Source organism: Desulfonatronospira thiodismutans ASO3-1 (assembly GCF_000174435.1).
Taxonomy (GTDB): Bacteria; Desulfobacterota; Desulfovibrionia; order Desulfovibrionales; family Desulfonatronovibrionaceae; genus Desulfonatronospira; species Desulfonatronospira thiodismutans.
This window is the reverse complement of the sequence record NZ_ACJN02000004.1, coordinates 12991-34425: the sequence shown is the minus strand read 5'-3', so window position 1 is coordinate 34425 and position 21435 is coordinate 12991. Positions and strand designations below refer to the sequence as shown.

At 45.4% G+C, this 21435-nt stretch carries 14 protein-coding genes; all 14 read right to left on the bottom strand.

The features are described 5' to 3' along the window. Positions 1 to 3 precede the first annotated feature (3 nt). The 14 genes from DTHIO_RS17280 to DTHIO_RS17210 all read right to left on the bottom strand — a co-directional run bounded on the left by DTHIO_RS17280 (position 4) and on the right by DTHIO_RS17210 (position 21414). On the bottom strand, positions 4 to 699 hold the full coding sequence (locus DTHIO_RS17280; RefSeq protein WP_008871540.1) for a hypothetical protein: 696 nt from the start codon (positions 697 to 699) through the stop codon (positions 4 to 6). Next, positions 699 to 1739 carry an AAA family ATPase gene (locus tag DTHIO_RS17275; protein WP_008871539.1) on the bottom strand — a complete coding sequence of 347 codons (1041 nt, stop codon included), beginning with the start codon at positions 1737 to 1739 and terminating at the stop codon, positions 699 to 701. The genes DTHIO_RS17280 and DTHIO_RS17275 overlap by 1 nt, the downstream gene beginning before the upstream one ends. Further along, complete coding sequence (locus DTHIO_RS17270; RefSeq protein ID WP_008871538.1) at positions 1733 to 2833, bottom strand: DUF262 domain-containing protein; 1101 nt, start codon at positions 2831 to 2833, stop codon at positions 1733 to 1735. The genes DTHIO_RS17275 and DTHIO_RS17270 overlap by 7 nt, the downstream gene beginning before the upstream one ends. A gap of 100 nt (positions 2834 to 2933) precedes the next feature. Continuing rightward, positions 2934 to 3491, bottom strand: coding sequence for a hypothetical protein (locus DTHIO_RS17265; RefSeq protein WP_008871537.1), 558 nt, complete (start codon positions 3489 to 3491; stop codon positions 2934 to 2936). Beyond that, positions 3488 to 4594, bottom strand: coding sequence for an AAA family ATPase (locus DTHIO_RS17260; protein WP_008871536.1), 1107 nt, complete (start codon positions 4592 to 4594; stop codon positions 3488 to 3490). Before DTHIO_RS17260 ends, DTHIO_RS17265 begins: the two co-directional genes overlap by 4 nt. Before the next feature lie 171 nt (positions 4595 to 4765). Next, the gene (locus DTHIO_RS17255; RefSeq protein ID WP_244156404.1) at positions 4766 to 5896 is read right to left on the bottom strand and encodes a DegT/DnrJ/EryC1/StrS family aminotransferase; all 1131 of its coding nucleotides are present in this window, start codon (positions 5894 to 5896) and stop codon (positions 4766 to 4768) included. A gap of 89 nt (positions 5897 to 5985) precedes the next feature. After that, positions 5986 to 6873: a glucose-1-phosphate thymidylyltransferase RfbA gene (rfbA, locus tag DTHIO_RS17250; RefSeq protein WP_008871534.1), complete on the bottom strand. Its 888-nt coding sequence runs from the start codon at positions 6871 to 6873 to the stop codon at positions 5986 to 5988. Next, positions 6870 to 8024 carry a DegT/DnrJ/EryC1/StrS family aminotransferase gene (locus tag DTHIO_RS17245; protein WP_008871533.1) on the bottom strand — a complete coding sequence of 385 codons (1155 nt, stop codon included), beginning with the start codon at positions 8022 to 8024 and terminating at the stop codon, positions 6870 to 6872. The genes rfbA (DTHIO_RS17250) and DTHIO_RS17245 overlap by 4 nt, the downstream gene beginning before the upstream one ends. A gap of 238 nt (positions 8025 to 8262) precedes the next feature. Then, positions 8263 to 8640 carry a four helix bundle protein gene (locus DTHIO_RS17240; RefSeq protein WP_008871532.1) on the bottom strand — a complete coding sequence of 126 codons (378 nt, stop codon included), beginning with the start codon at positions 8638 to 8640 and terminating at the stop codon, positions 8263 to 8265. A gap of 192 nt (positions 8641 to 8832) precedes the next feature. After that, positions 8833 to 9702: a glucose-1-phosphate thymidylyltransferase RfbA gene (rfbA, locus tag DTHIO_RS17235; RefSeq protein ID WP_008871531.1), complete on the bottom strand. Its 870-nt coding sequence runs from the start codon at positions 9700 to 9702 to the stop codon at positions 8833 to 8835. Between the two features lie 359 nt (positions 9703 to 10061). Next, positions 10062 to 15893, bottom strand: coding sequence for a DUF6340 family protein (locus DTHIO_RS20130; protein WP_008871530.1), 5832 nt, complete (start codon positions 15891 to 15893; stop codon positions 10062 to 10064). Positions 15894 to 15946: 53 nt separating this feature from the next. Then, positions 15947 to 16723 (bottom strand): phosphocholine cytidylyltransferase family protein, encoded by a 777-nt coding sequence (locus DTHIO_RS17225; RefSeq protein ID WP_008871529.1) that lies wholly within the window; start codon positions 16721 to 16723, stop codon positions 15947 to 15949. A gap of 171 nt (positions 16724 to 16894) precedes the next feature. Continuing rightward, the gene (locus DTHIO_RS17220) at positions 16895 to 20524 is read right to left on the bottom strand and encodes a glycosyltransferase (RefSeq protein ID WP_008871528.1); all 3630 of its coding nucleotides are present in this window, start codon (positions 20522 to 20524) and stop codon (positions 16895 to 16897) included. A gap of 488 nt (positions 20525 to 21012) precedes the next feature. Then, on the bottom strand, positions 21013 to 21414 hold the full coding sequence (locus DTHIO_RS17210; protein WP_008871527.1) for a hypothetical protein: 402 nt from the start codon (positions 21412 to 21414) through the stop codon (positions 21013 to 21015). Positions 21415 to 21435: the final 21 nt, after the last annotated feature.

Genomic DNA, 21435 nt, shown 5'->3' with positions numbered 1-21435 from the left:
TCCTCATCGCTTTATCCGAAAGATCAGAGTACATTCCTTGGAATCATCAAAAAGGTAATCAACCCCACTGGTAATAACGACTTCCATGGCCCGGTCTATAAGCAGATAGCGGTCATGGAGGTCGCGGTAAGCCTGGGTGCGATCCTGTTTAAGCTTCCAGGTTGAACAAATTTTTTTTAGGGCTGTATTCTGGCTCTGCTTAAGAGGATGCGCGAAATCAATGGCAACGGACTTTCGAGGAAAGAGGCCGAAAAGCTTCCTGGCCGCCTCCCAATTAGTTTTTAAATGGCGATCGCAAACGACCACGTTCTTTGCCCCTTCCAACAGCGCCCTCAGGTGGGCCAGCGCCTTTACCCTGGATTCACCGGGCTTGCAGGTGATGGTATAGTGGTTCTGCAAAGGGTCTCCCTGAACATTAACGTAGGGGAAATCACCTTTCTGAGATGAAAGAATAATCTTGTACAGGGTCTTGCGCGCCAGTTCTTCAATGCTCTGGGTAATGAGTCCTGAACCGGCGAGCTGCGCTTTGAGGGGCGCTTCTTCAATGCCCAGTCGCTCTAATTGGCTGACATTGGTGATATGGGGGGGCTTGTAAAGATGTAAAAGTCTCTCTGCCAGTAAAGGATCATGCCCTCTGCCGTGCTTGAAGGCATAAAGAAGCCCTAAAAGGTTATCTTCAAGACAAACAGAATAGCTCATCAGCCCATCACCAGGAGTTCCGCCAAAGTTGAATCAAAAAAGCCCGGTGGAAAAGGCCTTTCCTTCCCCTCCATGTCGCAGAAGTGCCCCTGCCCGTTAATAAAAATTGCTTCAAACGGCTCACGAACACCTGGCTTGTAGTGGATTGCGGCGTTGCCGGCCGGGAGCTGTCGGGTGTAAATCTCATAGCGTACGCGGTTGATCAGATGCTCGCAGTGGGTCTCCACCACAATTTGAACTCCCCTGGCTGTCAGAAACGCAAGCAAGCTTCCAAGCCGGGACTGAGCCCCGGGATGGAGATGAATCTCAGGATTTTCAACGAGAAGCAGATCTCCGGGTTTGGCGGTCAGGCACATGATCAAGAGTTTCAGCAGAAAACTGGTGCCCGCTCCCGTGTTCAGCGGAGAGACATTCTCCACCCCTTCTGAATGAAAGGTGGTTTTAACCGTGGTGGCGGTCACTTTTTCCGTTTTGGCATCGGTTTGCACTCCGATGACAAAGGACAGCCACCAGGCCAACTGGGCTTTCAGCGTGTTGGCATGGGCCTCCGGATGAATGAGGGATGGATGAACCGGCTTATCCTTTCGCCTCTCCAGGAGTCCAAGGGCAAATTGACCGTGCTGGCCAACGCACAGGTCCCGGTTAAGCTCGGACAATTCCTCGGGGCCTGATCTCCCTGCTGACAGATAGAACAGGTTTTCCTCATAACCAAAGGGTTCAGCATCCAGGGCCGGGGTAACATGAAAGCCGGAGCGGTCCAGCACAGCCGTGTACAGACCATTTTCAGCCTGGATATGAACGCGTACTTCATGGGCGTTGGAATAGCGGCACGCCACCTCCTCAAACTGGGAAAACGGCTTTACGATCTCCTTGATATAACTGACGTTTTTTTGCTCCAACCCGGAAAAGGCCAGGAGCATGGCCTGAAGAACCGTGGATTTGCCTGAGGCGTTGGGCCCTGTAAGAAGGGTCAAGGGCGCCAGGGTGAGTTCACAGTCCTCAAGGCACTTAAAGCCATTCACATTAATACGCGTCAGCATGTAAGCTCCCCGGCAAGAGATTCAACCATGCCAAAGCGGTATTCAACCGCAGCGCTGCTATCCACTCTGCTGCTGAAGACGCCGCTTTGATCAAAGGTTTTTTTGAGGCTGTTCAGTCTGCTCTTCAGATGTACCTGGTCCAGGGGCAAGGTCTTTGTCATGGCAAAAAAATAGGCAATGACTTCGAAAAGGGCCATATTTACAGGCCTGCGGTTCACATTGGCCGGAGCGAACCTGAAACCGTCCCCGCCAAGCACCGCGTGGCTGCGCTCCATGGCGCTCAGGAATACCTGCTTCAAGGATTCCAGCTGATGAGGCCTCATTTGATTGATATGTTTCATAGTCGCCGCCAACAAATCGTCCATGTTGCTCTTGTAGGAAAAATTTAGTTTATGGTTTCTGAAAAGATAAAAAGCCAAAAACCTGAGAATCACATATTGATCCCGCATGCGAATAGGCTTGATGCTGTTGCCTGTTGCATCCGTGAAGGCCCTGGCCAGGCTTAGTTCCTTCAAAAGCGCCGTGGCCTGGCCGTTATACAGGGCATGGCGCATTTCCTGACTGTTCAGGAGCGTACCGCCCCGGTTCACCCGGTCAAATATGTCGTACTTGACCCGTTCCGGGGTGGGCGGTTCAATGACGTATACGGGAACCTGATAGCGTTCGACCTTGCTTTTGTAAATGGCCTCAAGGTCGTCGAATTTATCCCCGTTAAAAACAGGCAGCATCTTGAGCCGCTCCAGGGCGTATTCGTTGTTCATAAAGGAAATCATGGTGCTGATGCGCTGCCGGCCGTCAACAACCTGCTTTTTGCCGTTTTCATCCTCAAACACATATATCACGGGAATGGGAATCCCCATGAGAATGCTTTCAATAAGTTCGCATTTTTGTTTTTTGGACCAAACCAGACGACGTTGGAAAGGCGGCGCAATAACCAGCTCATACGTTGTTTCGGCCATCCGCTTGATCTCAAATGCGCTGTATTGATCACGGCTGATCTTGACCACGGCATCCGGGTAGACTTCTGAAGAATCGGGAGCAAGGCCCTCTTCCCCTTCGAGCATGTCGGCTTTTCTGGTTCTAGTGGTTTTCATAAATCACCGCATGATAAATTACACCCGCTGTTTGTTCTGACATCGCTAAGTTCGCTAAAGTCGCCCCCTCGTTTACTACTCATCTCTTCCGGCTTCCCCTCTACCTTCCCACCGGCCTGATCCTCCGGTTGTATTCATCACAAGCCAGTTTCAAAGCAGATGGCGCGTCACCGGGCAAGCCTTCTGCCCTGCAGAGACCTGCAAGACGGGCCACCGCGACCCGGCATGTCCTTTCATGATCAAACTTAGGATAAACCTCATCCTCATTGACCTGCTCTCCATCCAAGTACCGTATCCAGGTCTCAATATTACGGCAGGGCACTGCTATGGCCACCGGCTCCTGGTTGTCCCGGAAGGAGATATTTTTCTGTTCGCATTCAACAGCCAGTTCCCTGATACGTTCATCCGGATTTTTGTTATCTCCATCAACCATGGCCACCAGCATTGTGGAAGCTTTGGTCCTGCGGCTCCGGCAGGCCTGAATCTCTACTGGAAAACGCCTGCGTACCCATTGCTCAGCCGATCCCCTGGCAAAAGGGGATTTTTCAATACGCATCTGGCGGGTATCCCAGCCCATGGTTTTCAGAAAACGTCTGATAAATGATTCATGCTGCGAATCTTCACAAAGCAGAACAATCATCACCCGGCGCATGCTCATGAGACCCAGCCCCTGGCAATGTGCTCGGAAAGTTTTATGGAGGGGTCAAGGTTTTTCGGCATGGGCTTGACCCGCGTAGGCCCCAGGGGTTCGCGCTGGAGCCATCTGCCGTATTCCGGGGCAAGATAGTCGATGAGTTCGGGGTGATGGCTGATCAGCACGGCCTGGGGAAAGGCTTCTTCGCAGGCATCTCTGAGTTCTATGAGCCAGGGTTGGATTTCTGCCAGGGATACGAAGTTTTCCGGTTCGTCCAGGAAAATAGAATTGCCCAGGTTACGCAGACCGTGCAAAATAGAATAAAGAACAATGATCACCCGCTGGCCGTCAGAGAGCTGTCTGAAATCAAAATACAGTGGGGAAGAATGGGCACTATCAGCTGTGAATCCGATCTTGAGAACGCGCTGCTTTCCGGCGGCTTCAAGCTTGAAGGAATGAAACCCTGGTACGATCAGGCGCAGTTCCTCGGTCAGCGCAAAGGCCTTATCCTGATGTTCCTGGGAAATGTACCTGTACCAGGAAGCGAAGTTGGACCCATCATGGTTCAGCCATGACGATTCCTCCACCGTCACTGAATCCATATGCCTGGGCTGCAGGCTGATGATAAAGAGCTTTTCAACCCATTCCCTGAACCAGGTAAGTTTTTTATTGTTTCCTCTGGGCACAATAGTGGCCAGGGCAGAGATTGACCAGTCAAAGGGATATCCGGGTCCGGCTTCAAAATGATCCGTATACAGCTGGACCTCTCCCTGTTTGAATTCAAACAGTGCCTGGTCGTTGATGGTCAGCGTCTCAAGGTCAATGCGCTGCTTGTTGATATCCGGATTATGGGAGATGATCAGCCTGTAAACATATAAGTCCTTATCGTTCCCCACGTGGAGTTCAAAGGTCTGCTTTGTGCCCCCTGCCCAGGCGTTTAATTCTTCAGCCGGAAAGACATTGTTGACCCTGGCATTATCCACAAGCAGACGCCTGATATTGCGCAGCAGATCGAACAGAGTTGATTTCCCGCCGCCGTTGGGTCCCATGAGTATGGTCATTTTACCCAGGTCCAATTCAAAATTGACCAGGCACCGATAGTTGTTAACGTATATTTTTTTTAACATGCTTTTTCCTGACATCGCTAAGTTCGCTAAAGTTGCTTAGTTCGCTCCAGTCGCCCCCTCGCTTACTACTTCACCTCAAGAATCACCAGCCCCAGCAGATACCTGCCATAACTGTTTTTTGCAAGCTCCTTTCCAGCTCCTCTGACGTGATCCCATGTCGAAAGGTTCTTTTCAAGTACAATCAGTGTTTTTCTGGATATGCTTGATAATCTCACAAATCCTCACAACATCCTCTTCCTCCAGCTTATCATAAATGGGCAGGGTCAGGATCTGGTCCGCGACCCTGCGGGCCGTGGTCAGCGGATCTGTCATGGACAGGTGGCGATAGCAGGCAAAGTCACAGATAAGTGGATAAAAATATCTGCGGGTGAACACATTGTACTTTTTGAGCCTAGTATAAAGATCATCCCGGCTCATGCCAAAACTTTTTTCATCCACCCGTACAGGAACATACGCGTAACTGGCCTGAACATCCCCGGGCAGCTCAGGGCTGAACCCAATGCCAGGCACCTGCTCAAGCTCCTGCCTGTAAAGTTCATACAGTTTTTTGCGCCTGCTTATTATCTCGTCCAGGTATTCCAGGACCTGCTCGCCCATGAGGGCCTGGATCTCGTTCATCCTGGCATTGGTCCCGGGCATGTCCACCCGGGTTTCGCTCTTAAAGCCTAAATTCCTGAGATAATCGAATTTTTGCTTCAGGCCCTGGTCCTTGTAAAGAAGCATGCCTCCTTCCAGGGAGTGGTACAGCTTGGTGGCGTGAAAGCTGAACATGGAAAGATCCCCCAGGTTGCCGATGGGCTTGCCATTCACCCGGACCCCGAAGGCGTGGGCCGCGTCATAGATGAGGGCCAGATTGTAGCGCCTGGCAATATCGGCCAGAGCCCTGTATTTGCAGGGATAGCCGAATACATGCACCGCCAGGATGGCCTTGGTCCAGGGGGTGATGGCCTGTTCAACCTTCTGGGGATCAAGGGTGTAATAATCCGGCTCAATGTCCACGAACACCGGCCTGATCTTGTTCCAGTAAAGGGCATGGGTGGTGGCCACAAAGGTAAAGGGAGTGGTGATGACCTCGCCTGTGATGTTCATTCCCTGGAGACCGATCTGCAGGGCCAGGGTGCCGTTGTTGAACAGGGAGAGATTGTCGTTCTGGAAATACCTGGTCAGTTTTCGGGTGTAGCGCTGCAGAACCGGGCCGTTATTGGTCAGCCACTGGTTGTCCCAGATTTCCCGGAGCCCCCGGGTGAATTCTTCCAGGGGGGGCATGAAGGGCCTGGTGACCAGGATCTTTTCATCTGCCACATGTGGCTGTAATGACTTTGCGGGTTCTGAGATCATATTGACCTTATTGAAACCAGTTTTTTAGGGGTTTTGAGCTCAAAGATACAAGCTCAAAGCTCATCATCTACAATAAGACCCAGCAGATACTGACCATAACCATTCTTTTCCAAAGCCTTGCCGGCTTTTTCCAGGTCCGTGTTTGACAGCCAGCCATTCCTCCAGGCAATCTCTTCCAGACAGGCTATCTTGTACCCCTGGCGTTTCTCGATGGTCTCTACAAACTGGGATGCTTCCAACAGGCTTTCGTGGGTTCCGGTATCCAGCCAGGCAAACCCCCGGCCAAGCTGAACCATATGCAAATCGCCTCTTTCAAGATAAGCCTGAATAACACTGGTGATTTCCAGCTCTCCCCTTGGAGAAGGATTGATATTTTCTGCAATTTCTACAACATCATTGTCAAAAAAATACAGGCCTGTAGCAGCATAGCTGGACTTGGGTTTTGCGGGTTTTTCTTCAACAGAGATCACTCTTTTGTATTTATCAAATTCAATAACCCCAAACCGTGACGGATCCTTGACCTGGTAGCCGAAAATTGTAGCACCCTTTTCTTTGGAAGCTGCTTCACGCAGACGGGGAGAAAAGCCATGCCCATAAAAAATATTGTCACCAAGGACCAGACAGACACGATCATCTCCTATGAACCCGGAGCCAATAGTAAAAGCCTGGGCCAATCCGTCAGGACTGGGCTGCAGGGCATAGTTCAAATTGATTCCAAAATCAGAACCATTACGCAAAAGACGCTCATATCCAGCTATGTCTTCAGGTGTGCTGATAATAAGAATATCCTTGATCCCAGCCAGCATCAGAACTGACAAAGGATAATAGATCATTGGCTTGTCGTATACCGGCAAAAGCTGCTTGGATACCCCTCTTGTGATGGGATAGAGACGCGTGCCGCTGCCTCCGGCGAGGATTATTCCTTTTACTTTGCTACTCACTGCTTAAACTCCCTTATTAAAGCGGCGATATTCTCCACATGCTCCATCTCAAGTCCTGGATAAATAGGCAGGCAGATAACCTGGTTTGCTTTTCTGGTGGCAACCGGAAGATTCTCTGGTTCTGCACTGGGCAGTGACTTGTAGGCATTGAAAGTGGATATCAGGGGGTAGAAGTATCTTCGGCCAAAGTAGTTGTGAGCTTTCAACTTCTCATAAATATCATCACGGCATCTGCCGCATTTTTCCTGATCTATAAATATGGGAAAGTAAGCATGGTTGTAGGTTACATCAGGGTCTTGGTGAATAAAGGAAATACCCTCAATGTCAGATAGAAGTTCCTGGTAGCGTTTGGTTATGGCTTTTCTCTGCTCTACCACCTGATCAAAATACTTAAGCTGCAAGAGTCCTATCCCTGCCTGAAACTCGTTCATCTTGGCGTTTATGCCCGGGGCTATTACTGTAGTTTCTCCAACAAAGCCGAAATTCTTAAGGTAATCTATGCGTTTCTTGGTCTTGGCATCATGACAGATGATTGCCCCGCCCTCGAAGGTATTAAAAACCTTGGTAGCGTGAAAGCTGAGGATTGATAAGTCCCCATAGTTCAGGACTGACTGATCTTTATACTTAACCCCAAAGGCATGGGCTGCATCATAGATGAGATGCAGGCCGTAGATATCGGCTATCTCCTGCAGACGTTCCACCTGGCAGGGATGGCCGTAGACATGAACCGGCAGAATGCCAGTGGTCTTGGGCGTGATGGCTGACTCCACCTTTTCCGGATCCAGATTGCAGTGCTCTGGCTCAATATCTACAAACACAGGCCGGATATTGTTCCACCACAGGGCATGGGTGGTGGCCACAAAGCTGAACGGGGTGGTGATCACCTCGCCTGTGACTCGCATGGCTTGCAGGGCAGTGAACAGGGCCAGGGTTCCATTGGCAAACAAGGCCACATACGGAACGCCGAGAAAGGAGGCCAGCTCCTTTTCCAGGGCCTGGTGATATCTGCCCTGGTTGGTCAGCCACTTGCTGTCCCAGATGTCCTGCAAAAACTCCTGGGCCTCTTCCAAAGGAGGAAGAAAAGGCTGGGTGACCAGGATCTTTTTATCTGCTACATATGGCTGTAATGGCTTTGCGGGTTCTGAGTTCATGTTGACCTTATTGCAACCAGCTTCTTGTTTGTCGTAAAGCGGTAAGCGCTGAGCGGAAAGCGTTGGGCAAGGAGCGGGAAGCGGGTGGCGGTAAGCGCAGGGCGTAGTGCGCTGGGCGGCAAGCGGAAAGCGCAGGGCGAAAGAAAAAGAGAAGAAAAATCTCTACGCCATTGCTTTTTCACTCCCCGCTATACGCTTGCCACCTATCACTTACCTCTTACCGCTCTACGCTTGCCACCTACCGCTTACCTCTTGCCGCCTGCTGCCTTGATTTATAATAATTTGTAATCTTGCGGCTCAAGAAATCGCATTCTTCCAGAAGTTCCTCTTTTTCATCATTTTCAAGCAACTCAAGGGCGAAAAATACATGAACCATAGAGGCGTCTTCATACAAGGATCGCCTGGCAATATTCAAGAACTGATCAAATTCTTTTGGATGAATGCTTCCGCAGCCCTCTGCTATGTTATTTGAAATTGATAGGCCAGCAGCTCGAAGCTGCTCTGCATAGCGGAATAGCTTTCGTTGTTCTAAACGGTCCGCTATTCGATGAAACTTAACAGCAAGCTGTTTTGCAAGCTGCCAGATTTCAAGATCTTCAAACCGAAAATGAGCCATTAGTGCTCCGCTGCGGTGTGCGGGAAGCGGGTGGCGGTAAGCGCAGGGCGAGAGAAAAAGAGAAGAAAAATCTCTAGGTCATTGCTTTTTAGCTCCTCGCTCTCCGCATGCCGCCCAACTCTTTGCGCTTCCCTCTTCCCGCTTCCCGCTCTACGCTCAACTCTTCCCGCCTACCGCTTCACGCTTCCCGCGTTACGACTCTTCTATCAGTCCCAGCAGATACTGACCATAACCATTCTTCGCCAAAGCCTTGCCAGCTTTTTCCAGGTCCGTGTTTGACAGCCAACCGTTTCGCCAGGCGATCTCTTCCAGACATGCGATCTTAAATCCCTGCCGCTTTTCGATTGTCTCCACAAACTGGGCCGCTTCCAGCAGGCTTTCATGGGTTCCGGTGTCCAGCCAGGCAAAGCCCCGACCGAGCATCTCCACATACAGATCCCCACGCTTCAGATAGGCCTGATTCACTGCGGTAATCTCAAGCTCACCCCGGTGAGAAGGCTTGACCTGTCTGGCTATGTCCAGCACATCGTTGTCGTAGAAATACAACCCGGTGACTGCATAGCTGGACTTGGGCTTTTGCGGCTTTTCTTCTATGGATATGGCCCGTTTACTGGAATCGAATTCGACCACGCCAAATCGGTGTGGGTCATTGACCTGGTAGCCGAATACCGTGGCTCCTGTCTCTCGCTGTGCGGCCTGCCTAAGCTTTGGCGTAAAGTTCTGGCCGTAGAAAATATTATCCCCCAAGACCAGACAAACTCGGTCTGTACCGATAAAATTTTCTCCTAGCAGAAAGGCTTGGGCCAGTCCGTCCGGACTGGGCTGCTCTGTATAGTCCAGGCTGATACCAATGTCCGAGCCGTCCCCCAACAGGCGTTGGTAATTGGGCAGATCATCCGGGGTGGATATTATCAGAATATCCTGTATCCCAGCCAGCATGAGCACGGACAGGGGATAGTAGATCATGGGCTTGTCGTAGATCGGCAGCAACTGTTTGGATATCCCCCTGGTAATGGGATACAAGCGGGTGCCGGAGCCGCCGGCGAGTATGATGCCTTTCATATTTCTATAGTCTACTGTTTTTGGCGACCCACTAATCTTTAAGCAAGTTAGGTGCATCAACTTTAAAAGGAAAATTATCAATCGGCTCAACAGTTAACCATATGTTTTCGCCAATATTTTTTATTGAAGGATTCTTTCTTAATACGTATAATGTAATTAGCATTTAAAATCAATATTGCTACCATTATCAAAAATAATGGTATCTGTAATGAGAAATGATTTCCATCTAAAAATATGTTTGCAAAAAACATTAAAATTTCTTTCTTTAGAAAATTTATATCACGGAATTGTTAAAAAAAAGAGACGAAGCAGTTTGAAAATATTATTTTATGGTTTTTTAAAAATATTATTTGTTTAAATCAGCAGAAAGAAAATAAATGTTGATTATTGTGTTTACTAATCTTATTAATCAATCCGAAATTGTATTTTGGAACTTGCATATCTGCAGGAACATGGCACACTTTACATGGACAAGTAATAGGTTCTTGGAAAGAAAGTATTGAGCTGGGATTGTCGTATACATTGTGTTTTAGTCCTTTAGACCACCTGAGGCAAACTGATGGAGCCAATGATCCATCAGAACCAATTGAAATTCTGTTTAATCCGGCATAGCAGGACATTCCAGTAAATTTATGCATCCCATTTATTATTAATTCATCAGCAGTATGATAATAGTCTCTTATCCTATTGCATGAAATATCGTAGTATTTGAGTAGAATAGTGCCCTTATTTTCTGTATATTCATTCTGCAGCCATGCAAGATCTTCGCTGGAATACCTTTTGTCTGGAAATGAACCGTAATTTTCTCTGACAACGACTAAAGCTACCTTGAGAAAATCATTTTCCAGATATTTAGCCTCATTATATAGATCTTTTACTTGGTCCATGCGATCTGGTTCCGCACATATTTTAAAAGTGACAGGCACCTTTTTTTCAGTTAAAAAAAGAATATTTTCAATGAACCTATGTTTTTCTGCGTGTTCAAAATGGTAGGATGATGAAAAACTGATTTTGTCAGTTTGCTCTCCGATTCTATCTACAAGGTTTTCGTAAAATTTCAGCTGTCGGCTGAAATTAGTCTGCGTATTGATGGTCACTCGATCTTGAAGGGTGCTGATGGTATGCTCAATGAAGTCCAGGTACCTGGGATGTATAGTTGGCTCTCCTCCAGAAAGAGCCAGTTTTATTTTCTGGTGCGGCAAATCATTGAGTCTGTCTATTACTGAGTTAAGGTTTTCAATCGGCACAAAAAAACCGGTTTTATTGTTATATACTGTGCAATAGCTGCAAGAATAATTGCACCTTCTTGTTAAAATCCAGTCTACAGTCATTTGATCGTTTTCGATAACTTCCTGGTTTCCAGCCATTAATAGTTTCAGATTGTTATTTTTGCTTGAAGCGGGTTTTTGGCTATTAGATTGAGAGGAAAAGCAAGATCTCAAAGCCTTAGCTTCAGGATCAGCAGACTTATCGGGATCTTTGGACAACTGGCCAGGATCATTTAATTTTATATCGGGAAGGTGTTTCTCGATTCTTTTAAGAAAGCCTATATTGCCTTTATCAGGCTGTGGTGCTGGCATCAAATTCCGTCCAGCGTCTGCAATATCTTGAAGGACATTAACGTTTAGCTCGCAAAAATCCTCGATTTTCCTGCCTTCAGGGTCAGTGAACAAAATACTCACATGGTCTTGAAAATGTTTGCCCAACGCTTGTTGATAGTCTGAGATTACGCAGCATCCCCAGGCCATGGCATTCCTTACTCGTTCATTTACAAAGTCCGGGTATGTGGGGTTGCAGTTGAGAACCATTTTTGACTCTGAATACAGATCTTCCAGTTTTTTTGTGCTTACTTCTCCTATCCAGTGGATATTTTTTTTGTTTTTGAGTCTGGGGAAAAAGTCGGCTACTTTCGGGCTTGCAGTAATGTTGATCCTTGTACTTGAGGGCAGCCGGTGCAAGCTGTTCAGCAATCTAACCCTGCGGTCCATCCTCACTGTCCAGTCCACGACACTCAATACGTTTAACCATATCCAGTCCTGTTTGGTTTTAGGGTGGCTGAAGACATGCTCTTCGCCGAACTCGTGTTTTATTATATTCTGAAAGTTCTCAAAGACGGTGGTATGGTAATCTTTTCGTGCGGCTTCAAAGAGCGATTCACCGATTTTTTGTGCTTCCTGACCCAGTTGATGCAGCTGCTGTTTTAGTGAAGGTTTCTTGAAGAATTTATGTAGCCCCAGAGGTATCAAGAGATCAATGTGGCGTTTAGACAAAGGTCTTTGCGCAAGAGCTTGGTCGATGTTTTGATTGTGCGGCCCTCCAAGGCTTTCATATACGTCAGTTCTGGTCAGCTGGGGATATATGGCTCGCAACTCTCGATCCAGAGATGGACGAGTAAAAAAAACAGTATTTTCAGCAGCATTGTCAAGCAGCCTCCACATAAAACTGGAGTAAGGATGATCAGCGAGTGTGGCTATTACATTAACGTTTAGATGGTCAAATACATTTTTGTTCAGCTTTCTAGAATTAATAGTCAAATCATAGCCGTTTCTTCCAGCAAATAAGACATATCCTTCATGATTGCTACAATCTGTAATAGCACGTAAAAAATCAGGACTCTCAAGAGCGACAGCTTCAGCATCTATTCCAGCACTTTTTGTTTTATGAACACGTTTTAACGAGCTGTTGTAATGCATGCCATGAGCATCCTTTGTATCTGGATAGACAAAATATATGTGTTTTAGCTTTCCATCAAGCTCGAGAGGTTCAGAGTCTGTGGCAACACTTGCCGATTTGTAATTCTGCAGCGGTTTGCACCAATTGTAGTTTTCTTTATTATTTAACTTTGATGCATGATGATTGGAGCAATCATCCTTATTTATTTGTGTTTTTGTTTCACTTTCTATTCCACAGCATTTCTTGACCTTTTTTCCCGATCCGCAGGGGCATTTGGCGTTGCGACCAATTGATTGTCCTTGGCGTTGCTTGGCAGAAAACATCTTTTGAGAGGTTGATGGATCTGCATGCTGGTTATCTATGGGGCTGGTTATCGCCTGCTGATAATAAGTAGTACCGCTGGAATGATCAAGGCCTTCCTGCCTGTTGCTAACTTGCTCCAGTCTTTGGGACCTTTTGGCTGCCTCGGCCCGGTCACGCCTGGCTTTGGCAGTCTTGACGTACTCCAAGAGAAGTTCTTTATCGTCAGGATAATTTTTCTGACCCTGCTCGATAAGTTTTTCAGCCTTATCCGGGTTACCCTGCATGCGATGAGCCAGGGATAGGGAGGCATAGGCATGGGCAGGGGCCTGGTTCTTATGCTTCAAGAATACTTTTTGCCAGCGCCTGATTGCTTCTGCCCAGTTTTCTTGCTGTATGGCCTCTAAAGCATGAGCTACAGTCTCGTCATCTGGTTGTACAGGTTCATAATGTCCTGGGAAATCTATATTAAAACCAGGATTTATTTCCTTAAGGCGCTTAGCATGCTGGGAGTACCCAAAATTTTCCTCCACATATTCCAGGGCTCTTTGAACCTTCCGATCATAATAATCACTGTCCTGCATAAGTTCATCTATGCGGGCAGCAACTTCAGATGGATGAGCATAAATTGCCACATCTCCAAACAATGATTTGTATTCATGCGGCAAGATTACAGGAACCCCAACTGCCATTGCTTCAATGATGACCCGACCAAAGGCCTCAACCCAGTTGGGGTTTGTATAATATATATAAACGTCTAACTTAGAGAGAAACGCTTGAGGATGCATGCTTCCATAATCATGAACAATCCAGTTTTTTGGTTTATACCCAAGTATACGTTTAGGAGTATTAGCTCCTCCTAAAATATGCACTTCATGTCTATCAGAATCAGGGTAAATGGAGAGCAATTCATTCTTGTCAGCAGGCCACTTGGTTTCATGGTCTCTGGAATGCCTCCCTATTCTGATGTTTGTGCCAGTCTCCGGGCGTGATGCTCGTTTCCATTCGGATACATTAATTATATTGACCCAGTCTTTTTTTGAAAGGTTGATATATGTTAAATCATCGGCATGATAGTCAGTGAGAGCTTTTCTCACCAAGGGTCCAATAGGGTGCCACGTACCAGGATTGTTGAAATATTTAAGCAAATTTTGATGGCAGGATTCTATTTTGTAGCGCAATAATCCTTTCTGACCATAATAATGCAATGGAGGCACATTAGCCATTATTTTAACTTGTTTTGCTTGAACATTGGGAATAGACTTTTGCAAATCCTGAAGTACAGGGGGATATCTCAGGATAAGTAAATCACAACTTACCCTTTCCTCGCAAGTAATCACCTGTACCTTTTCCCCGTCAATATATTCTCTAAATTCTGGGAATTTTTTATGATCATAGTTTAAATCGTAGCGGGAGATCTGAATAAGTCCGGTTTTGAGCCCCATAAGTTTTTGAGCTTTTATTTCCTCCAGATTGGAGTAGTTATTTCCACCAGGGACTCTGAATTCTGATGCAATAATGACATCAAAGTGTCTGCAATCATTAAGTTTATCTTCTGTATTGGGCAACAAGCAGTGTGGCGCAGGAAAAGGGCGTTTGTTTTGAGGAAATTCGTAATGATTACAATTTGTGTTTGATTGATGGTAGTTGCTGCTTTCTAAATATTCGCTGATTGCTCCAGAAAAATATGTAAAATTACGTTTAATTTGAGACTCATGTGGATCAATTGTTTTGTTCATGAAAGATAAAATTCCAGAATTGGTGCTGAAAATCGAGCTTCCCCCAAAAACGTTTTTTATTCGTTGCATGTATTCTCTGTCAGCTCCGTAAAGAACACAATCCCAGTAACCCACAGCATTGAAAACGGGTTCTCGTCTAAACATAAAAGAGGAAAGATTGTCCGTTAGATATCCACCGGGATTTGTCTGGAGCACAAATTTGAAATCAGCATCAATAATTGTCGTCTGAGCAATATTTCCAACACTGTTTGGGTAATTTATAAGGCTGACAACCTGGGTTTCTATTCTCTGGGGATGGGACCATTCCTGGGGTTCGTGACAGGTGACAAATTCGCCTGAAGCTTTTTTCAAAGCAGTGTTTAAAGCCAAGTACTTACCAGCGTTCTCATTTGTCCAGATAATTTTCAGCCTGGAATCCTGCCTGATATTTTCTGACAGCTTTTGTTCAAGATCGTCTTGTCCACCAGCTCCAACAACCAGTATTTCCATATTTTCCCAGGTTTGCTTCAATAAGGATTCAAGAGCTATATTAATATGATGCAAATTATGGTGAGCTGGAATAATTACTGAAACCAGGGGAGAGCTGTGAGCTTGCTCGGCCTTGAGCTTTGCAGCTGAGCAAGCTCTCAACCTTTTTGATGCCGGGGCATTGTTATTACCCGTATCAGGTGTTGAACTTACCTCAGAAAGCCCATGCAAGCGCAAGGCTTTATTGATCCAGGCCAGCTTGTCTGGAAGTTTTGGTTCCAGGTTGGCAGCTGCCATGTATAGATCTGTACGGGGTTCTTGAGATAAAGCATGCTGCAAAAATTTCTTAGCTTCATGATCCTTACCCAGTAAGCTTAGACATTCTGCTTTAATAATTGAGGCGCTTGCAAATTTTGCCGGATCTGCACCAGATTTTTCGACAACAGCAAGCATGTCCAGACACTTTTGAGCGTTAGACCGGCTGAGTTGCCCTGCATACCAGCTAGCAAGTTCCCAGGCAGCAAGCGTTTTTACTATATTTTGATAATTGCCGGTAGCAATATGTTTTAGTTCACCTGAAGCCCTATCTGCAAATCCCAGTTCAAAGAGCTTTTTGCTGATCTTTTCAATCTGATGCTGGGCTGAGCGGTATTGACTTGTATTTTTCTGAGATTTTTGTTTTAGTGTTTTATTATACCTGTCAGTAGAAATTAAATCTTTTTGAGCTTTGCCAACTTCAGCGTGTTCCATCAAGATATCAGCATGCTGAGGGTATTTTTCTTTACCTTCATTGATAATGTTTTCCGCCCAATCCAAAAGGTGCTGAAAGCGATAAGCCATAGACAGCAAAACATAAATATTTGCAGGTGGTTGTTCAGAATATATTGATTTAACTTCTAAAAGTTTTTTGGTAACATATGTCCAGTCATTTATTCGAATAGCTTGCCCTGCAGATACCAGTGCAGTTCTAACCATAAAATTTCTATCGGGACTGCTTTGTTCGGTGAACATCATTTAATCCTTTTGTGTAAAAATATATGCATATAGACTGGATTGAAAACTTATTATTTTGCTGCAACTTGTTTTTTGGCAAAATCAAAATCAGCATTAAAATGCAGGTGTTTGTTTTGTTTGATATCATAAGGAATTCTGGGCAAAGATTCCAGCTGCGTCATATTTTCAAACATGCTTTGGGCTTGAATCAGGTCCTGGGGAAAATCTATCTCGATACATCTGTGACTAGAGATGTCCAAGGTCTTAAAGATAACTCCTGTGTTTATAGCAATTTCCATGCCTTTTTCAAAGTAGTCGTTGTTATGGCATATTTTAAGTGCTTGACGAAACTCTGCCAAGTCTTTTTGCAGGACCTTGTTAATTCCAACGGCTTCTCCCCAGGGTTTTTGAACATGCTTTGAAATCTCTAACAGGTTACCCTGGAAGTCTGCAGTGTATTTGATTTCTTCCGGTCCACATTTTTTTGTATCAACAGCAGCTACGCTATACTCTGCACATACGACTTCCTGTAATACCTCAATGTCGAAGACAACATCTCCATTGACCCAGATCACGTCCTCGTCCAGGTTTTCTAGAGCTAACAACAGGCTTTTCGCAGTGTTGGTTGACGAGAAGAAGGGGTTGTATTTAAACAAGGCCTCGGGGTTCTCTTCCATAACCAGATCTTTTTTGTAACCAACTACCACAATTACCTGTTTAATACCGTGTTTATGAAAAAATCTCATTTGCCTGGACAAAATAGTTTCAGATCCAATGTGATTCAAGCACTTTGGCAAGGATTTTCCAAGCCTGCTGCCCAGGCCTGCTGCTAAAATAACTGCTTTCATGTGATGACTCCGGAAAAATATATCTTGATTGCTCAATGTGTCCCAATAGGAATACCAGGGTGCGACTGAAAAAGTCAAAATTCCAGTCGCAGTAATCAGTAAAATCAGAGAGTTAGATGGTCCATATTTATCACTATTAGTTAATATCTGACATTTTGCAGGTGCATCTAATTAAGATAACGAATTTTTTAAATGCCAGTAAATATTCTCTGAAGCTGTTCTGTTGTTTGGTGGGATAAGATACTTGTTTATTACTTCCAATCTTTTCTGCTCAAGGTTGTCATTGCAATTTATGATAACATTATTGATAAAGTTATCAATTTCATAATGGTTATTTGCAAGAAAGCATGTTTGCATAATCTTTTCAGTAACTTCATTTAATTTGTGCTTTAGGATATACGAGTCTTTTTTTAGATATAGTGCAGGTTTTCCTGTACAAGCATACTCAGTAATAAAAGAGCCACAGTTATGTATTAAACCGTCTGATGTTAGAAATAAATCTTTATATTCTCCTTCTAAAACTTGAGTATTAGTAAAGCTCTCGAATTTTTTGAAATATTTTAAAATCTTATTTTCTTCATTTGGTGCATTTTTGATCAATCTTATTTTTAATATTGGATGTGGCTTGAATGCAATTTGAATATCATTATTGTATTTTCTTGCAAGCTTAAAAATATAGTCAGAAATCTCGAAGAAATATTCAGGATCAGTTGTCAGGTGCAAAGCAAAAATAATTTTTTTGACGTTATCTTTTCTCATTTTCCACGGATTTGAAGGAGAATAAGATTTATCAAAAAAAACATCCAGAGGAGGATAACCAGATACAATTGTATTTGCTCCATTGGCCTTTGAGTTGTTTTTGATTATTTCTTGGTGGGCTTGAGTTTCAAGAAAAAATCTCCATGTCAGATTGTGTGTTGCTTGATCATACTGCTCTTCATTATCTATAGAAACAAAATTGTACGGTACATAGCAAGTCAGTTTATCTGTAAAGTTGTGTATAGTATATTCTTTATTTGTGGATTCCCAAGGTCTGTTAAAAAAAATGATATCTGGATCTATATCTTTTTTAAGATCTATCCACTTGTTTTCCTTGGTATTAAATGAATTAATTACAGCAAAGTTTTTCTTTTTAAGCGCCTCATATGTTTTGTTCATATTATTTATAATGTCGTAAAATCTTTCTTTTTGGGTTCTTTTAGATGAATTGAAATAAGGGCACACAAAAATAAATGACTCAAAATAACTATCTTTCTCCATCAACTTATATATACCGTCACATTTCCACATAGACTCCATCTGTAACAAGAAGGCTACTTTAATGCTAGATTTTTTCTGTAATTGTTTTAATGCAATGTTGTGATTAATATTCAACGCATTGAAATCGATTTCACCGTTGTTATAAATTATATTGTTGTATGTTTTTTTTGTAATTAAAGGATTATTGAAGTCAGTCTGTTTGACCTCAATGTGATCGAATTGTCCATTTTCTTGTGAGCTAATTATTTTTTCTTGATTTTTGTTTTGGGTTTGTTTCCATGCTTTTTGACCCTGTTGCAAATACTCTGGATTTTTTGCACTGTAATTTTCTTCAGGATTGACATTTGAATTTTCATTGTTATCCAGGCTTAACAAGTGTTGTGCTGCCTCAGCCCAGTTTTTTTTCTGCATGGACTTGACTGTTTGTTCAAGAACCTTTTCAATGTCTGGTTTGTTATCGAATGCTGAAGTTTTACATACAGATACAGGCTTTACTTTGATCATGCCCAGCATGATCCTGGTCCAGTTATCCTGAAAGTTGGAAAACTCATCAGGATGCATGGCGTGCAGTAATGACCAGGAAGCAAAAAATTTCATTTTCCTGGTGCTCATATGCTCATTTTCTCTTTGCCAGTCATGGTAAAGTATCGCTTTTGGTGTGTACAGGTGCAGATCATAGCTGTAACCTGCTTTTAACAACCTAAGGCCTAGTTCCCGTCCTTCAGAGCCATAAAACATGTAGTCACTCCAGCCATCTATCTTAAAAAAAGGGTCTGTTAAAAGTGACGAGTTTCCTTCCAGGTTGCTCATGGACGGCATAACCTTGTCTCCCAGATAATAATAGCCTGGAGTAGGTCCCTGGATTGTCTGATAAGTCCCACGGACAGTTACAGCTTTGTAGTTATTGTAGATCTCAAGATGTGATTTGACCAGATCTTCGTGGGCAATGCCGTCATCCTCAATAAATAGCAGGATCGGGGCATCTGCAAAGACAGCTCCCATGTTGCGCGGAAGAGATGCGCCTGCATTCCCTTTCAGCCTGACATAGGTGTTTATATATGGATGCACATTTTGGAAGTCCTTATCAGGACAACCGTTGTTGACAAAAATTATTTCTGCCCGATCACCGGTCTGCTCTCTTAGTTTCTGCAGACATACAGGTGTATGTTCATGAGGCCTGTAGCTGATCATTACTATGCTGATTTCAGGCTTATCTTGATTGTTCACAAATTCAACCCGGTCAAACCAGTAATGATATAGTGGGCGTTTATGCAGCCACTCTTTGTTTTTCAGAGCAGTATCCAGGGGTTGCAGTCTGTCATCTTTTTTGGTTTGACCACTGGCCATAAGTGCGTGTGAAAGAGTGTAAAATGCCAGGACATCCCAACCAGGTTTTTGCATCCCTCTTTCACATTGAGATATGATCTGCGTCAAGTCCATGCCGTGATCGGGGTTTTTTATCTGCTTTGCCTTGTTGACTTCTTCTTGAGCTGCTGCCTTGAACTGCTCTAAAGTTTCTGCCTTCATGAAGTTCATTTTTTCTTCATCTTTTTGACCAAGCTTTCTTGCAGCTGCTGCCAATGTCCTGAAATATTTGGGATTGGAGCTGTCTGCCGCTGCAAAGCCTGCAAACTTGTAAGCATTCTCATGATCACCCATTTTACTGGAGATTACTGCAAATTCATTGTGTGCTTCTTTATTGGTAGGATCGTTTTTTATAACTTTAAAGCACTGTTTGCTGGCTTCTTTCAAGCGGCCTTTTTCTTTGAACTCCCGGGATCTTGCAAGCATACGCGTATCATAAGCCAGGGATTGACCGGTCTTACCCTGGTAATCCAGCAAAGAAATAAAATTGGTTGGGGATGATACTAAGGACTGATTTCCCGACAGCTTTTTCCAGATACTGTGGTTCAGGTGGCCCTCTGATACAAGCGGGCTGTCCGGGGCAATGCTCATGTCGTGACCGGCCCGCTGGGCACTGAGAGCGATGCGGCGCTGCATCTCCAGGGTGTAACTCTGGAGGTTGTTTACCTGGTCCTGCAAAGAGTCACTATGGATGTCCTGGTGATAGCCTGTGGGGTGCTCGAGTCTGGCCAGGGCCTCGGCAACCGCGGATTGCAGCCATGTTCCGGGGGCTTGGTGCATGGAGAGCTGTTCCAGGGAATCCAGGGGGGGGAGAAAGGGTTCCTGTAGCTGAATGCTTGCTTCCTGCCTCAGGCGTTCCAGGATTTTTTTGGCACTGAGCGCTGCCTGGCTGCGCTCTCCCAGGTCTGTCAATACGCGGACCAGGAGCATGGAGTCACTGATATCATATTTCTTGTCCTGCTGCAGGCTGTACAGGAGGTCTTTACTTTGCAGGAGCATTTCATAACGCTGATCCAGGGGCAGGGTCTCATCCCTGGAGGAGAGGTAGAGGTTCAGGGCCTGTTCGTAATCCGGGTCAACAAAGGTGTATTGCCATGTGGGCATGAGATCCCGGGCGTAGGGCAACCGGGCCAGGTGATTTTGCCAGGTGGTTGCAGGTGTATGATTTGTGCTCATGGTGCTGCCTTGTTGGGTTTTTTGTCAGTTTTTTGACTTCTGGGGTGAAAATATTGCTTTATTTAGTGTTTTTGGTGGGGTTTTGCAAGGGGTGTGCCGGGTTGTTGATTTAGGGATTGGGGGATTTAGGGATTTGGGGATTTATGGATTGGGGAATTGGGGAATTGGGGGATTCAAGGCATGGGGGAAGAGGGCATAGGGCATAGGGCTTGGGGCTTGGGGAGTAGAAGAGGGGAAGAGGGGAAGAATTTTTTGGCACGGGCAACTTCGTTGCACACTGGCGGGCAAGGCACGCTCACGGTTGAAGACTGGTGCTTGTCCTGGAGGGTGTCTTGTCTGGCAGGCTGTTTGGTCTAATTCTTCAAAACCGTGTGTGCAAAGCACCCGTGTGAAGCTGGAGGCTTCCCGTGCCTGAGAAGATTTTTTTGGCACGGGCAACTTCGTTGCACACTGGCGGGCAAGGCACGCTCACGGTTGGGGTTGGTTTTTTACATTAGTGCCACCCCGAAGATCACGGCTATGATGGCCACAAGCTGGGCAAATAGAAGACCGGTGGTCCAGCGGAGGATTTTCTGGTTGCCGGCGGCGATTTCTTTGCTGGTTTCTGCACGCAGCCTCTCGATATCCTTTGACAGGTCTGCACGTACCTGCTCAATCTCTCTGGTAAGATCTGAGCGGACTTCTTCTATGCGCAGGCGTAACTGCTCGATTTCTTTCTGCAGGCGCAGTTCGGACTCGCGCACGCCGCTGGCGGTGGCCAGGTCCTTTAGCTCCGGGTAACGGTCTTCCAGGCGTTCGAAGGCCCCGGCAATAATCCGTGCCCTGGCCCGTTCGTCTTCCGCTGCCAGGAGACTGTCGTACAGGTCTATAACCGATGCCGGCTGAGTCATGCCCGATCTCCTTCTGGGTTA